This window comes from Acinetobacter sp. NIPH 298, from assembly GCF_000369505.1.
GTDB lineage: Bacteria > Pseudomonadota > Gammaproteobacteria > Pseudomonadales > Moraxellaceae > Acinetobacter.
In genome coordinates this window covers 430,154-444,255 of the sequence record NZ_KB850055.1, presented here as the reverse complement: position 1 = coordinate 444,255, position 14,102 = coordinate 430,154, and the positions used below count along the sequence as shown (strand labels likewise).

Below are 14,102 nucleotides of genomic sequence, written 5' to 3'. Positions count from 1 at the left end.
TCAAGAAGTTGTTTTACGTTTTTGTTTGAAAATCGTTTGGTCTAATGCGCTAGAAAATTCTCGCTTATCTCTTTCCGAAATCGGCGGTGGTCCACCCGTCTGAACTCCAGCACCACGTAAAGTGTCCATGAAATCACGTAAATGTAGCCGAGCTTTGACATTGGCTGTGGTATAAACTTCGCCACGAGGATGGATTGCAATCCCTCCTTTTTCAATGACTTGTGCTGCAAGCGGAATGTCTTGTGTAATGACAATGTCATTTTCACGCATTCGATCTACAATTTCTTGATCAGCTTGATCCGCCCCACTCATCACTTGAATCGAATTAATACGCATGGAGGGCGTAATTCCTACATTTTGGTTCGCAACAAAGGTCACCTCTAATTGATAGCGGTCCGATGCACGCAAAATAACTTCACGTAAAATTTTAGGTAAAGCATCTGCATCTACCCATAATTTAAATGGCAGCACGTTAGCGAAAGCTCATATAAATAAAAATATAGTGTAGCAGATTGGCATAGCGATAGAGCTAGCGGAAATAAACTTAAACGAGATCAATAGCCCCTAATTGATATTTAAAATATCGAACCTGTCATTTGCACTTTACATCAAGAAAGTAAATTAAATTTATAGAATTACATATCCAGACTTGAAATATGACAGTTACCCTCGATTTAATAGAATAAGTTCAATCTTTTTGCATCGCGCTTTTATGAAAAATCAAAACAGTCCAGAAACGATTACAATTCAAGATCAAAATTTCGGCAACCATGTTGAACACTGGAACTTGTTGACCGACACACCTGAAACCGATGTTCCCAAGTGGTTAGGGCTGGCACTGGATGCACCTGTGATGCCAATGGGTCTCTGTGAAGATGAACAGGAAATGGATCAATCCTTTTGGCTCATTCAAGGACCAAGTGGTGAAGCCGTTTCAATAAATCAAATTATTGCAGTTGAAGATCAAAAACCACGTGCTTTAAAAACGGCTTTTCCAAGTTTTGAAAGTCCATATAAATATGATGCAAAAATCGAGCGAATTACTCGTTGTCATTCTGCAACTCAAGCAGTATTACGTTTAAGTTTAAATACAAATACCGTTATTTATGCCTTTGATAATTTATTCAGTGTAAATCACTGCAAATATGATAAGAACCAAACTTATCAAGTCCAATTTAATGCTTGGGCTTATGAATTAGAAATCGTTGCTGATGGTGAGAAAATCATTGTTGATGACCCTGCTTCAATTAAACATCATCGTGCATTAAATGCGATTTTGACCGAACATAATGGAATTGCACCAGAAAACTTACAAGAACTTATTAATGACTGGCAACCAAAAACCCCAGAAGATCAAGAACCTGTAACTGTCGACTTTTCTAAAATGGTGGCCTATTTATTCGGGGAAACATTAGGCCAAGAAGATGAAGCTTGGTTCCAAGGAAATATCGTGGGTAAAACCACAATGCAGTTTATGCAAGATGAATATACCCTGTATGACGTGACTTTAGTTTTAGAAGATGATCTCCCTGCAATCGTCATTCGTATTGCGACTAAAAATGTTTTGTATAAAAACTTTAACATTGGCCAATATATTCGTGGCAATCTATGGATTCAGGCCAATATTTATGCTAAAACTGCTTTAAAGTGACAAAAAATCACATAAAGGGCATTTTTAGGCGTTCTAATGAAAATTATACCGGAACAAACGACCACCAGTCTTATTCATTCGAGTGATCAAGGTCTTAAACTTGATGTTGGTGCTTATTGCTTTTTTTTACTTGGTATGTTTTTAGCAGCACTTATTTTTCATCAAATTGGCTTGTTCTAATTTTTTAATCATCACCCTATTTATAAATAAAAGCCCTCATTTTGATTTGAGGGCTTTTTATTTGTCTAGTTGCTATAGATTAACCATGACGTTTGGCAAAGTCATCCATAAAGTTCACCAATGCTTGAACGCCTTCTAACGGAACAGCATTATAAATACTGGCGCGCATGCCACCTACTGAACGATGCCCAGCCAAGTTAAGCAAATGACTTTGCTCTGCTTCTTTTAAGAAGGTCTTTTCCAGTGCTTCATCCGCCAGTGTAAATGGCACATTCATCATTGAACGATTTGGCAGTGCAATTGGGTTGTTATAAAAATCACTAGAATCAATATAACCATAGAGTAAATTAGCTTTCTCTTGGTTAACTTTATACATTGCGTCTACACCGCCCTGCTCAAGTAACCACTCAAAGACGAGACCCGATAAATACCACGCATAGGTTGCTGGTGTATTGACCATTGAGCCATTTTTAGCTTGATCTGCATACTTTAAAATACTTGGAATATCCGCTTTTGCTTGATCAAGTAAATCATCACGAACAATCACAATCGTTAAACCCGCTGGCCCAATATTCTTTTGTGCGCCTGCATAAATTAAACCGAATTTGTTTACGTCTAATGGTGCAGACAAAATACTTGATGAATAATCACAAACTAAAGGTGCATTAACTTCAGGAATACCTGCAAATTGTAAACCACCAATGGTTTCATTATCTGCATAATGCACATAGGCAGCATCTTGAGAAAGATTCCAAGTACTTTGCTCAGTGATTGCATGTTTACCATCAATTAAAGTACCAGCCTCAACAACATTGATGTCGCCATAGCGCTTCGCTTCTTTTAATGCTTTTTCAGACCAAATCCCAGTATGAATATAGTCAGCCTTATTATTGTTTCCTAACAAGTTTAGTGGAATCGCTGAAAACTGTAAGGATGCACCACCTTGTAAGAACAAAACTTTATAGTTCTCTGGAATGTTCATGAGCTTTCGCAAATCAGCTTCAGCTTTTTCTGCTACAGCAACATAGTCATTGCTACGATGACTCATTTCCATGATCGACAAACCTTTACCTTGCCAATCCAACATCTCTTGTTGAGCTTTTTCTAAAACGGCAGTGGGTAATGCAGCAGGACCAGCGCAGAAATTATAAGCACGCATGAATTTTCCTTTGTCAAAGTGGAACAAATTGAGATAGGAATTTAAGCACAGATTGACGCAGCTTGCAGCAGCTTATCGAGTAAATATTTCAATCTAATCATCTAAATCTTATTAATTTTTCAATCATGTTTATCCTTTTAAATTTATTTTAATCATCATTTGGATGCATATTTATAAACTTTAAAAATGAGATTTATCTTGTTTTTACTAGACTAAAAACTCTATTTTTTACAAATTGAATACACCAATCAGAGCGATATAACTATTTAATTAAAAACATAATATTTAAATTTTATAAAAACAATTTAGACTAACTCAGGATAATATTAAATTGCGACATACCATAATGTTGAAACGACATGATCGACCAAGTTTTAAGGTCAAACGGCTGCCTAAACAACTGAGCTTGAGTATTCACTTGATTAGCTGTGCTCTATTTTCGACTTCGCTATTTGCCCAGACGTTGAGTTATAACCAAGCCGAACAATATGTTGTCGAAAATGCTTATGCTTCACAAGCACAACAAGCTTTGCAACAAGCCTCACAACTTGAAATGGAAGCGGTCAAACATTTAGGTCTTCCACGCATTGATTTAAATGCGCGTGCTTACTCTTTTCATAGCGAAACCAGCGTACCTTTAGAGTCAAGTAAACGTAGACTCGAAAACTCCCTGACACGTGGATTTGATGACAAATTATCACAGTGGGAAAATGTACTTTCGCCCGAAGCGATTGATCAAGTCAGTCAAGGTTTCGATCAAACCGTAAATGATGGTCTCAATAAAGTTCCAAATAATCTAGATGTCACCATTAAAGATCATGATGTCCGCACCTCAGTCTCGATGGTCATGCCACTTTACACAGGTGGGAAAATCAATAGTGCCAAACAAATTGCCAATATTCAGGCACAGCGCTCAAATATAAGTGTGAAACAACAACAAGATTCACAGCGTTTTGAAATGATTCAATCTTATTTCAATGTGCAATTACAACAGCAATTGCTCAACGCGAGTCTGTTTAATTTGAATGCCATGCAAGAACACTATAACAATGCCCTGAAATTGGAGCAGCAAGGCTTTATTAATAAAGGGCAACGCATGCAATTTGAAGTGGCACGCAATAATGCTGAACGTACTTATCAAAATGCACAGTCGAATTTGCGTGCCAGTCAGTTTAGTCTTCAAAATTTATTACAGACTAAAGAAGGCTTAAATCTCAGCACCCCCCTCTTTGTAAATACCGCAGAAAACCATTCTCTGGATAAATTGCTTGCCAGCTATGACCAAAATTCGAGCTTGGTCAAAAAGTTGCAGATGGATACTCAACTCGCCAATGAAAATGTAAGAATCCAACAAGCAGCCAAAAGACCCAGCCTTTTTGCTTTTGGTGAATATGGTCTAGATGACAAAGAAAACTGGATCGTCGGTGTTATGGCAAAATACAATTTATTTTCAGGAGTAGATAAAAATAAAAATGTGCATGCCGCCGAATTAAAACGTTATGCAGCCGAACTCATGACCGAACGAACCAAGCAAGAAATTGAAAATGTTTTATATAAATCTTATAGCGAATTAAATGCGTCCCAGACCAGTCATCAATTACTCACTCAGAACACCAAAGCTGCACAAGAGAACCTACGTATTCAACAGCTCTCTTTTAAAGAAGGCATGGGCACAGCAACCCAAGTCATTGATGCTCAAAACGCATTAAGCGGGTTAAAAAGTGAAATGGCAGTGAACGCTTATAAATACATTTTATCTTTAGCGACTTTATTACAAAGCTACGGTTCAATTGATGAATTCAAGCTTTATGTGAACCAACCACGTACTGACTATATCCGTTAATTGGAGAATCTTATGAGCCAGAATCAATCCCCATCCAATTCAGAACGCGATACGAATGACGTGGAAAAGACGACCGAAGCCGAAACACCAAAAAGCGTAAATGAACAAAGCTCTACGACAGAACAAGTAGACTCTGCTGATAATGCAGTTACGTCTAATCCACCAAACTCACCGACTGAGCCGCCTCAAAAATCTAAAGCCAAAATCATCGGCTTAATTATCTTGATCTTAATTCTAGGTATCATCGCGTTTGGTCTGTGGAAAGCTTATCAACCCAAAACCATTGAATTACAAGGTCGTGTAGAAGCAGAAACCGTGCATATCAGCACTAAAGTGCCGAGTCGTATTGAAGAGTTTTATGTGTCTGAAGGACAAATCATAAAAAAAGGACAACCATTAATTCGTTTTGTTAGCCCTGAATTAGAAGCCAAGAGAGAGCAAGCGCAAGCAGCATTGCAAAGTGCGACAGCCTTTCATTCCACTGTCTATCGCGGTGCCCAACAGGAAAATATCGAAACCTTATATGCCAATTGGCAAGCGATGAAAACGCAAGCAGATTTAGCGGCAACCACTTATAAACGTGGAGAAACGCTATTCCAACAAGGCGTTATTTCTCGTCAACGTCGGGATGAAATGTTAGCAACTCAAATTTCGGCTCGTGAAACTGCGGAAGCTTCTTATCAACAATATGCTCGTGCAAAACGAGGCAGTACTGAGCAACAAAAATCAACAGCCGATGCACAAGTTGCCATGGCACAAGCAGCAGTGAAAGAAGCCAATGCACTGACCGAAGAAACCAAACTCTACTCGCCAATTGACGGTACTGTTTCCAAAACCTATGGCAAACCAACAGAATTGGTCGCAATGGGTGTACCTGTGGTTAGCATCATTGAAGATCATGAATTGTGGGTGAGTTTAAATGTTCGTGAAGACATGTATAACAGTGTTTATAAAAGCAAAGCACTTGAAGGCTTTATTCCTGCCCTCGATCAGAACGTCACTTTTAAAGTGAAAAATATTGATGTTGAAGGCGACTTTGCCACCATTAAAACCACACGTCAAACAGGCGGTTATGATATCCGTAGCTTTAAATTTCATTTAGTACCAGAACACTCCATTCCTGATCTCAAAGTCGGAATGAGTGTACTATTTAAAATTAAAGAGGCAAAGTAACCAATGTTTGCTGTCATGCTTCGGGAGCTGCGTTATTTAAAACGCCATAAAGTAGATGCTTTTATGGCTATTATTATGCCGCTACTGGTGATTGTCTTTTTTGTCAGCATGCTTTCCGCCGGCAAAGCTGAACATTTACCAATCGCCATTATTGATCAAGACCAAAGCCAGTTAAGCCAAAAAATCATCCACAACCTGAGTATTAATCCCAGTCTGAAAGTGAAGACTATCAGCGCCAGCCAAGATGAAGTTGAAAGGATGATTAATAATACTCAAGTTTGGGGTTTTGTTTTTATTCCAGAAGGCGCTGAACAACGACTGGTACAGGCAAAAAATGCTCAAATCAGCATCGCCTATAACCAATCTTTTTTTAGTATTGGCAATACTATTGCCTCTGCGATGCAAAGCAGTACCTTAAATGCAATTGGTGATTACTTAGGTAATAGCTATTTAGCTAACAAGATTCCCTATGCTGAGTTTCCAACACCGCATGTCAAAGTTTCTATGCTGTATAACCCGAGCATGAGCTATGAGCTATTTTTAGAACCCTTTATCGTGCCTGCGGTACTGCATTTATTATTGTGTTGTTGCATTGCATTTGCCATCGGGCAGGAATTTAAACGACATACCTTTGCGGATTGGATTGGTTCAACGCATATCGTGTCTCGATTCTTTGCCAAGATTCTGCTCTATGTTTTCATTTTCTGTTTTTGGACATGGTGCTGGATGTTCTGGCTAACGCAGATCAAAGGCTATTTTATCGCAGGGTCACTCAGCTTTCTGTTGATCGCTCAATTTGTGTTTTACTTTGCCTATGCCATGATTAGCAGCAGCGTTATTTTAGCCACAAAAGACCTGCCTAAAACCTTTGGTTTTATTGCATTGTACGGGGGGTCATCGATGAGTTTTGCTGGCGTGACGCTTCCTTTAAATAACGCACCGATATTTACTCAGTTCTGGTCAATGATTATTCCATTTACGCCATATGCTAAGTTACAAACTGAACAATGGGTTATCGGAAGTGATATCGTTGTTTCAATTGCACCATTCGTAATTTTACTTGTTTTTGCGGTGCTATTTACTGCGTTAAGTCTTCGCTTATTAAAGAAAAATGTTCAGGAGATCCACTCATGAAGTCATTTTTCTTCTATTACAAGCAGACTTTTAAAAATATTGTGAAAAACAATTCAGTGTTTACCACACTGATTGTCTCAATCATCATGTACAGCTTTTTCTACCCGACTGCCTACAAAGCACAGGTTGCGGAACATATTCCGATCGTCATTGTCGATGAAGAACAAAGTGTTTTAACCTCTAAAATTATTAGTCAAACTGCAAATAGCCCACATATCCATATTCAAGCGGTCACGAGTGATTTTCTTGAAGCGGAGCAAATGGTCAAAAACCAAAAGGCTGAAGCCATTCTATTACTGCCTGAAAATCTAAGTCAAAGTCTCATGCGTGGCGAAATGGGTGGTATCGGACTCTATCTCAGTACTGCGTATTTTCTGCAAACCAAAGAAGCAGGTACAGGTCTTGCCACCTCTATCGAATATGCACTGAAAGATTATATGGAGAAATTTGGTGATGCTTCACAGTTTGAAATCGAAATGCCGATTCACGAAATCCCGCTGTTTAACACCTTATCGGGTTATGGCAGCTATATCTTTCCTGCGGTTGCCAGTTTAATTATTCATCAAACCATTTTGCTCGGCTTGGCTATGCTCATCGCCAGTTATCGTGAACAAGGCTGGTCAGCGCAACCTACCGAATTCTGGGCCATTTTTGCGACCATCTTTACGATTAGCGGCTTAGGAAGTCTCTATTTATATGGTTTTACCTTTTGGCTCTATGAATACCCACATGGTGGAAACTTCTGGGGAATGATCCTCGCTGTACCGATCTATGTGAGCTGTGTCATTGGTCTTGGTCTGTTACTTGGTTCGCTTGTGGATATGCCTGAACGTGTCGGGCATTTAGTCGTAGTGACGTCCATTCCCCTGTTTTTACTTACAGGTGCAGCTTGGCCACATGCTGCTATGCCTGAATGGATGCAAGCACTCGCATGGATACTACCATCTACTCATGGGGTACAAATGTTTGTACAACTTAATCAAATGGGTGTACCAACAGCGATTGTCGCGTCAAAGTTAATTTATTTGGCTACTGTAAGTGCAGTCCTATTGACGCTTTCCTACTATCGCTTAGTCATCATGAAACCCATCAATAAGGAAGCTCAGTAGCTTCCTTTGATTTTTGAATAAGACATGATTAAGTTTTAAAATTATTTATCAACAATGTGAGCTTGTCTTTTGCAGAGTCCTTTAAAAGTACGCCATGTGCAGCGATAACATTCTCGAATTCTAATTTTAATAATCGATCAAAATCACTTTTCAAGCTTCCTCTTTTAGGTGTCACTCTTTTCAACCAAGGACCCCCAACGAACAAGCCGAATCGAAAGCCCATCAGATAAATAATAATTTTGCTAAGAAAGCTAAAGTATTTCCAATCATTCCAATACTGAATACTATCCGTTGTGATCAATAATTTTTTATCTTTAATAAATAAGATTGCTTCTGGGCAAGTTGCTTGCTCAAATATAAAAAATTCAGAATTTTTTATAGGTGGTCGTATATCTACCTGAATAATTTGTTGAGGAATAAGGTTTGGATAATTTACATGATGGGATTGGCTCCAAAATGTGGCTTGATAACGGTCAATATAAAATTGATCATCCAAACCGTGAAAATCCCCCAAACGAATGATATGCCTCACCGTCCCTAAATTTTCTAATATCTTCAATTCTGATTCAGAGATTCGTACAGCATTAATGATTGTAAGTTCATCACCCTGTCTTACAATAACCATATTGCGATTCATTGAGAGACCAAAACCAAGCTTTATACTTCCTCTTAATAAATAAGTATTTTCTAAAATTTCAATGATTGGATCATGCGGATAAATTGGCGCATAGCATTTTGACATTATTATTTTCTCATTCATCTCAATATCAATATAACTTATACATTTAAACAACGATCATTAGATTGACCAATATAAAGGATATATTAGTCAATAAAGTAACCCCCATAAAAAAACCCAAAGATAACTTTGGGTTTTTCTGTTAAGAGATTAATTATTCTTCAATCGCATCATCTTTAGATTCAGATGAAATTTCGTCAGAAGTCGTGGTATCAGGAGAAGTATTTACAGCTTCTTCTGCAACCTCTAGCACGTCATCATCTTCCACTTCAACAGCTTCAATCGAAACAACACCAACCAATGTTTCAGCTTCGCTTAAGCGAATTAAACGAACACCTTGTGCATTTCGACCTGTAGTAGCAACCTCTGATGCACGGGTACGAACTAAAGTACCACCATCAGAAATCAACATCAGCTCTTTGCTCTCATCAATCGAAACAGCACCTACTAGCTCGCCATTACGATCAGAAGTTTTGATCGCGATTACACCCTTACCACCACGTTTCTTGGTTGGGAAATCACCCACAGGGGTACGCTTACCATAACCATTGGCACACGCACAGAGCACTTCACCTGTTTCTGGAACAACCACAAGCGACACAATACGGCTGATGACGTTTAATTCAGCTACATCATCGCCATCATCTGATTCATCATTTTCAATGATGTCTGTCTCTTCGACTTCCAGCACACTACTTGCAAAGCTGACGCGCATACCACGGACACCTTTCGCAGTACGACCCATCGCACGAACATCGGTTTCAGCAAAACGAATTGCTTTACCTTCGTTCGAGAACAACATGATTTGCTGCTTGCCATCAGTGATTGCAACACCGATTAAGGTATCTTCTTCATTGAGTTCAATTGCACGTAAACCATTTGAACGGACATTGCTAAACTGTACTAGCTCGACACGTTTTACCGTACCTGATGCTGTTGCCATAAAGACATAATGATTTTCAGGGAAATCTTTGAGTGGCAAAATTGCAGTTACTGTTTCATTCGCATCAAGTGGCAGCAAGTTAACAATTGGACGACCTTTGGCACCACGCGATGCCTGAGGTACTTCAAACACTCTTAAGCGATAAACTTTACCAACGTTGGTGAAACACAACACGGTTGCATGGTTTGAAGCAACAATTAAATGTTGAATGATGTCATCATCTTTCATTGACGTCGCAGACTTACCACGACCACCACGACGCTGTGCTTGATAATCAGAAAGTGGTTGAGTTTTCGCATAGCCTGTTTGAGAAACAGTAAGAACAACTTGTTCTTCTGGAATCAAATCTTCACGGCAGAAATCAACACCAGACTCAATAATCTCTGTGCGGCGTCCATCACCATACTGCTGTATGATTAAAGCAAGCTCTTCACGAATCAAATTCATCAACAAGTTAAAGTCATTAAGAATTGCTGTTAATTCAGCAATTTGCCCTAAGATTTCAGTATATTCTGCATGTAGCTTGTCTTGCTCTAAACCCGTTAAACGATGTAGGCGTAATTCTAAAATTGCAGAAACTTGTGTTGGTGATAAACGATAAATCTCACCAGACAAACCAAATGGACGAGCAGGATCTTCACCCTCAATCTCATCTGGACGAACAGAAATTGCTCCTGCTTTTTCCAATAAAGCAATGACACCACCACCTGCCCACTCACCAGTTTGTAAACGCTCACGCGCTTCGGCTGGATTTGCAGAAGTTTTAATGGTTTCAATGATCTTATCGATATTTGCTAATGCAACCGCTAAACCTTCTAAGATATGCCCGCGCTCACGTGCTTTACGCAATTCGAACATGGTACGACGAGTCACCACTTCTTGACGGTGACGAATAAACGCCGCAATAATCTGTTTTAGGTTCATCAATTTTGGTTGGCCATTATCTAGACAAACCATGTTGATGCTGAATGAGTTTTGAAGCTGGGTATGTAGAAATAAATTGTTTACGACAATTTCTGCATTCTCACCGCGCTTCAAATCAATCGCGATACGCATACCATCTTTATCAGACTCGTCACGAAGCTCAGAAATACCTTCTAATTTCTTCTCTTTAACCAACTCAGCAATACGTTCAATCGTTCTTGCTTTATTGACTTGATAAGGAATTTCAGTAAAGACAATCGTCGTTCGACCTGATTTTTGATCTTCTTCGAAGTGATATTTACCACGAATATGTAAACGACCTTTACCCGTACGATAAGCATCAACGATGCCTGCTTTACCGTAAATAATACCGCCTGTAGGGAAATCTGGACCAGTAATATGCTCCATCAATCCTTCTACTGAGATATTTGGATTATTTGCATAGGCCAAACAAGCATTGACCACTTCAGTCATGTTGTGTGGCGCCATATTGGTCGCCATACCCACCGCAATACCCGTGGTTCCATTGATCAGAAGATTTGGAATACGCGTTGGCATGACTTGAGGAATACGCTCAGAGCCGTCGTAGTTGTCTTCCCAATCGACCGTATCTTTTTCTAAATCAGCCAAAATTTCATGGGTCAACTTCTGCATACGAACTTCGGTATAACGCATTGCAGCCGCGCTATCCCCATCAACTGAACCGAAGTTACCTTGACCATCAACCAACATGTAACGCAAGCTAAAGTCCTGTGCCATACGAACAATTGTTTCGTATACAGCACTGTCACCGTGGGGGTGATATTTACCGATCACATCCCCGACAACACGAGCAGACTTTTTGTATGATTTGTTATAATCATTGCCCAATTCATGCATTGCAAACAACACACGACGATGAACAGGTTTAAGACCGTCTCTTACATCTGGTAATGCACGAGATACAATTACGCTCATCGCGTAATCTAGATATGAATGCTTGAGTTCGTCCTCAATGGCAATCGGTCTGATTTCCGATACGCTCATGCATACTCCTTGTTTACAAGTAGATGGATCTACCTGTTTTTATGTCTTCAATCTTGCAAAATTTAGCCCAAAAACTTGAGCTAAAAATAAAAAAATACAGCGAAAAATTATAGCATAAAGCACAAGCCAACTGGGAGTTTACAGATCTGAAAATAGCATTTTTTTACAATAAAAAAATCATTAGAATTAACAAGTTAAAAACACTAAGTGATTAACTGTCAGATAAAGCACAATCTACTTTTTTTTTGAACAAAAGATCACCGATTTATTTTGTATAGGTACCGAATTCGATATTATAAAATTGGTGATACTGTACGTATACATCCCAGAAAAATTAGAAATTCACACTAATGTTTTTATTATATTTTGCATCGAATCCAAGCGACCGAGTCACCCAGATTCTCAACATCATGTTTATGGCGATCTAACACCCAGATTTTAACAACTACCACACCAGAACAATCACTTCACTTTGATCTGTTCTACATGAATCATTGATGTTTCATTGACGATTATTTTGTCCCACTGCATAAAATAAAAGGCTGCACAGAATAATGCCAAAATAAAGGGTACCTCATATAACTCCTCTACCACATCAGACTGAATGGTATTACTCAACAACCATGTATCAATAAATCGATGGTGCTCAACACTATCAGCAAAAAATAAAGAGACACAAGCAATCAACAAGTACCAGAATGGGAATGGAACAGAATTGAGTTTATATTTAATTTCTTCACGCAACTTTGAAAGAAAAGGCATGAATACAACTGGTGCAATCACAAAAATAGAAATGATTCGAAAATAAAGATGTGGAATATCAGGAAAATAATCACGCCCCCAGCTGATACTACGGCCAAAGAACATAAACCACCATGCAATCGCCCAAAGCCAAAATAGTTTTTTTGATTCCGTTAAGTGTTTCGGCTTCATATAGAACCACGTAAACGCCACACATGCCAATAGCACCAAGGCTTGCGCATCTTCAATCAGATGAACTTTCCACGTCATTAAGAAATGCGAATCAACATTTGTCAAAAACAAGATCACCAACAACAGTGTCAGTAAAGCCACGGCCGTGTAATTAAAACGTAAATCAAACTTCATGGGAGAAAAAATATCCAAAATGGATCAAAGCGTATATTTTAGCAAAAGTGTACCAACAAGTACAATTAACCTCACTTCTAATAAAAAACGCTCCTGAGCAAAGCAGTAAAGCATCGCTTTAACTGCTTGCGCAAGAGCGCTTTTTACCTTAATTCAAAAAAGAATTAAAGTTTAGATACCAATTCAGGTACAACAGTGTTCAAGTCACCCACTAACCAGTAGTCAGCAACGCTGTTGATTGGCGCTTCTTCGTCTTTGTTGATTGCAACAATAACTTTAGAGTCTTTCATACCTGCCAAATGCTGAATCGCACCAGAAATACCGATTGCCATATAAAGATCAGGCGCAACGATTTTACCAGTTTGACCTACTTGGAAGTCGTTTGGTACGAAACCAGCATCAACCGCAGCACGAGACGCACCTTGAGCAGCGCCAAGTTTGTCAGCCAATGGATCAAGTACTTTGTGGTAGTTCTCACCAGAACCAACACCACGACCACCAGAAACGACGATACGTGCAGCAGTTAATTCTGGACGATCAAGTTTCACGATTTCTTCGTTTACGAACTTAGAAATACCCGCATCATTTGCTTCTGCAACCGCTTCAACAGCAGCAGAACCACCTTCAGCAGCAACCGCATCAAATGCTGTACCACGAACTGTACCAACGATGATTGCTTCATCAGATTGAACAGTTGCGATTGCATTACCCGCATAGATTGGGCGCTTGAATGTATTTGCAGAATCAACAGCAATGATGTCTGTAATCATACTTACATCAAGAAGTGCAGCAACACGTGGGAGTAAGTTCTTACCCGTCGTCGTAGAAGCAGCAAGTACGTATTTGTAACCGCCTTTCGCGATGTCAGCAACTAAGCCAGCAACGTTTTCAGCCAATTGGTTTGCATAAGCAGCATTGTCAGCAAGCAATACTTTGCTCACACCAGCAACTTTAGCAGCAGCATCAGCAGCAGCTTGAGCGCCTGAACCCGCTACTAATACAGTAATATCACCACCGATTTTTTGAGCTGCCGCAACAACGTTTAAAGTTGCACCGTTAAGTGTCTGGTTGTTGTGATCAGCGATAACTAAAATACTCATGATTTTATCCTTCT

General features: G+C 39.2%; 12 protein-coding genes. 6 read left to right on the top strand and 6 right to left on the bottom strand.

Features of this window, described 5'->3' with window-relative positions:
* A complete protein-coding gene (locus F903_RS06965) occupies positions 1-471 on the bottom strand; it encodes a YaiI/YqxD family protein (RefSeq protein WP_004668948.1) in 471 nt (156 codons plus the stop codon).
* A gap of 241 nt (positions 472-712) precedes the next feature.
* Between F903_RS06965 and F903_RS06960 the strand changes: the two genes are divergently transcribed.
* Both F903_RS06960 and F903_RS16655 read left to right on the top strand, forming a co-directional pair.
* The gene (locus F903_RS06960) at positions 713-1,651 is read left to right on the top strand and encodes a hypothetical protein (RefSeq protein ID WP_005195736.1); all 939 of its coding nucleotides are present in this window, start codon (positions 713-715) and stop codon (positions 1,649-1,651) included.
* Between the two features lie 36 nt (positions 1,652-1,687).
* A complete protein-coding gene (locus F903_RS16655) occupies positions 1,688-1,831 on the top strand; it encodes a hypothetical protein (protein WP_004668950.1) in 144 nt (47 codons plus the stop codon).
* A gap of 79 nt (positions 1,832-1,910) precedes the next feature.
* On the opposite strand, the gene serC is transcribed toward F903_RS16655, so the two are convergent.
* Entirely contained in the window at positions 1,911-2,990 is a 1,080-nt protein-coding gene (serC, locus tag F903_RS06955) for a 3-phosphoserine/phosphohydroxythreonine transaminase (protein ID WP_005195735.1), read from the bottom strand.
* 346 nt (positions 2,991-3,336) lie between these two features.
* Here serC and F903_RS06950 point away from each other — a divergent pair, with 346 nt between their 5' ends.
* The 4 genes from F903_RS06950 to F903_RS06935 are packed head-to-tail and all read left to right on the top strand — an operon-like array spanning position 3,337 to position 8,249.
* On the top strand, positions 3,337-4,833 hold the full coding sequence (locus F903_RS06950; RefSeq protein ID WP_005195734.1) for a TolC family protein: 1,497 nt from the start codon (positions 3,337-3,339) through the stop codon (positions 4,831-4,833).
* Between the two features lie 12 nt (positions 4,834-4,845).
* On the top strand, positions 4,846-6,006 hold the full coding sequence (locus F903_RS06945) for an HlyD family secretion protein (protein ID WP_005195733.1): 1,161 nt from the start codon (positions 4,846-4,848) through the stop codon (positions 6,004-6,006).
* Positions 6,007-6,009: 3 nt separating this feature from the next.
* The gene (locus F903_RS06940; RefSeq protein ID WP_005195732.1) at positions 6,010-7,140 is read left to right on the top strand and encodes an ABC transporter permease; all 1,131 of its coding nucleotides are present in this window, start codon (positions 6,010-6,012) and stop codon (positions 7,138-7,140) included.
* On the top strand, positions 7,137-8,249 hold the full coding sequence (locus F903_RS06935; protein ID WP_005195731.1) for an ABC transporter permease: 1,113 nt from the start codon (positions 7,137-7,139) through the stop codon (positions 8,247-8,249). Before F903_RS06940 ends, F903_RS06935 begins: the two co-directional genes overlap by 4 nt.
* Positions 8,250-8,277: 28 nt before the next feature.
* On the opposite strand, the gene F903_RS06930 is transcribed toward F903_RS06935, so the two are convergent.
* From F903_RS06930 to F903_RS06915, 4 genes are all read right to left on the bottom strand, one after another.
* Entirely contained in the window at positions 8,278-8,991 is a 714-nt protein-coding gene (locus F903_RS06930) for a hypothetical protein (RefSeq protein ID WP_005195730.1), read from the bottom strand.
* Between the two features lie 151 nt (positions 8,992-9,142).
* Positions 9,143-11,881, bottom strand: a complete 2,739-nt coding sequence (gene gyrA, locus F903_RS06925; RefSeq protein WP_005195729.1) for a DNA gyrase subunit A — start codon at positions 11,879-11,881, stop codon at positions 9,143-9,145.
* A 462-nt stretch (positions 11,882-12,343) separates the two neighbouring features.
* On the bottom strand, positions 12,344-12,988 hold the full coding sequence (locus F903_RS06920; RefSeq protein WP_005195727.1) for a G protein-coupled receptor family protein: 645 nt from the start codon (positions 12,986-12,988) through the stop codon (positions 12,344-12,346).
* Between the two features lie 164 nt (positions 12,989-13,152).
* Positions 13,153-14,088: an FAD-binding protein gene (locus F903_RS06915; protein ID WP_005195725.1), complete on the bottom strand. Its 936-nt coding sequence runs from the start codon at positions 14,086-14,088 to the stop codon at positions 13,153-13,155.
* Positions 14,089-14,102: the final 14 nt, after the last annotated feature.

Bases quoted from the DNA above. Each gene is read 5' to 3' on its own strand.
- F903_RS06920 (WP_005195727.1), bottom strand. From the start codon at position 12,988: ATGAAGTTTGATTTACGTTTTAATTACACGGCCGTGGCTTTACTGACA.
- gyrA (WP_005195729.1), bottom strand. From the start codon at position 11,881: ATGAGCGTATCGGAAATCAGACCGATTGCCATTGAGGACGAACTCAAG.
- F903_RS06930 (WP_005195730.1), bottom strand. From the start codon at position 8,991: ATGTCAAAATGCTATGCGCCAATTTATCCGCATGATCCAATCATTGAA.
- F903_RS06935 (WP_005195731.1), top strand. From the start codon at position 7,137: ATGAAGTCATTTTTCTTCTATTACAAGCAGACTTTTAAAAATATTGTG.
- F903_RS06945 (WP_005195733.1), top strand. From the start codon at position 4,846: ATGAGCCAGAATCAATCCCCATCCAATTCAGAACGCGATACGAATGAC.
- F903_RS16655 (WP_004668950.1), top strand. From the start codon at position 1,688: ATGAAAATTATACCGGAACAAACGACCACCAGTCTTATTCATTCGAGT.
- F903_RS06915 (WP_005195725.1), bottom strand. From the start codon at position 14,088: ATGAGTATTTTAGTTATCGCTGATCACAACAACCAGACACTTAACGGT.
- serC (WP_005195735.1), bottom strand. From the start codon at position 2,990: ATGCGTGCTTATAATTTCTGCGCTGGTCCTGCTGCATTACCCACTGCC.
- F903_RS06950 (WP_005195734.1), top strand. From the start codon at position 3,337: ATGTTGAAACGACATGATCGACCAAGTTTTAAGGTCAAACGGCTGCCT.
- F903_RS06960 (WP_005195736.1), top strand. From the start codon at position 713: ATGAAAAATCAAAACAGTCCAGAAACGATTACAATTCAAGATCAAAAT.
- F903_RS06940 (WP_005195732.1), top strand. From the start codon at position 6,010: ATGTTTGCTGTCATGCTTCGGGAGCTGCGTTATTTAAAACGCCATAAA.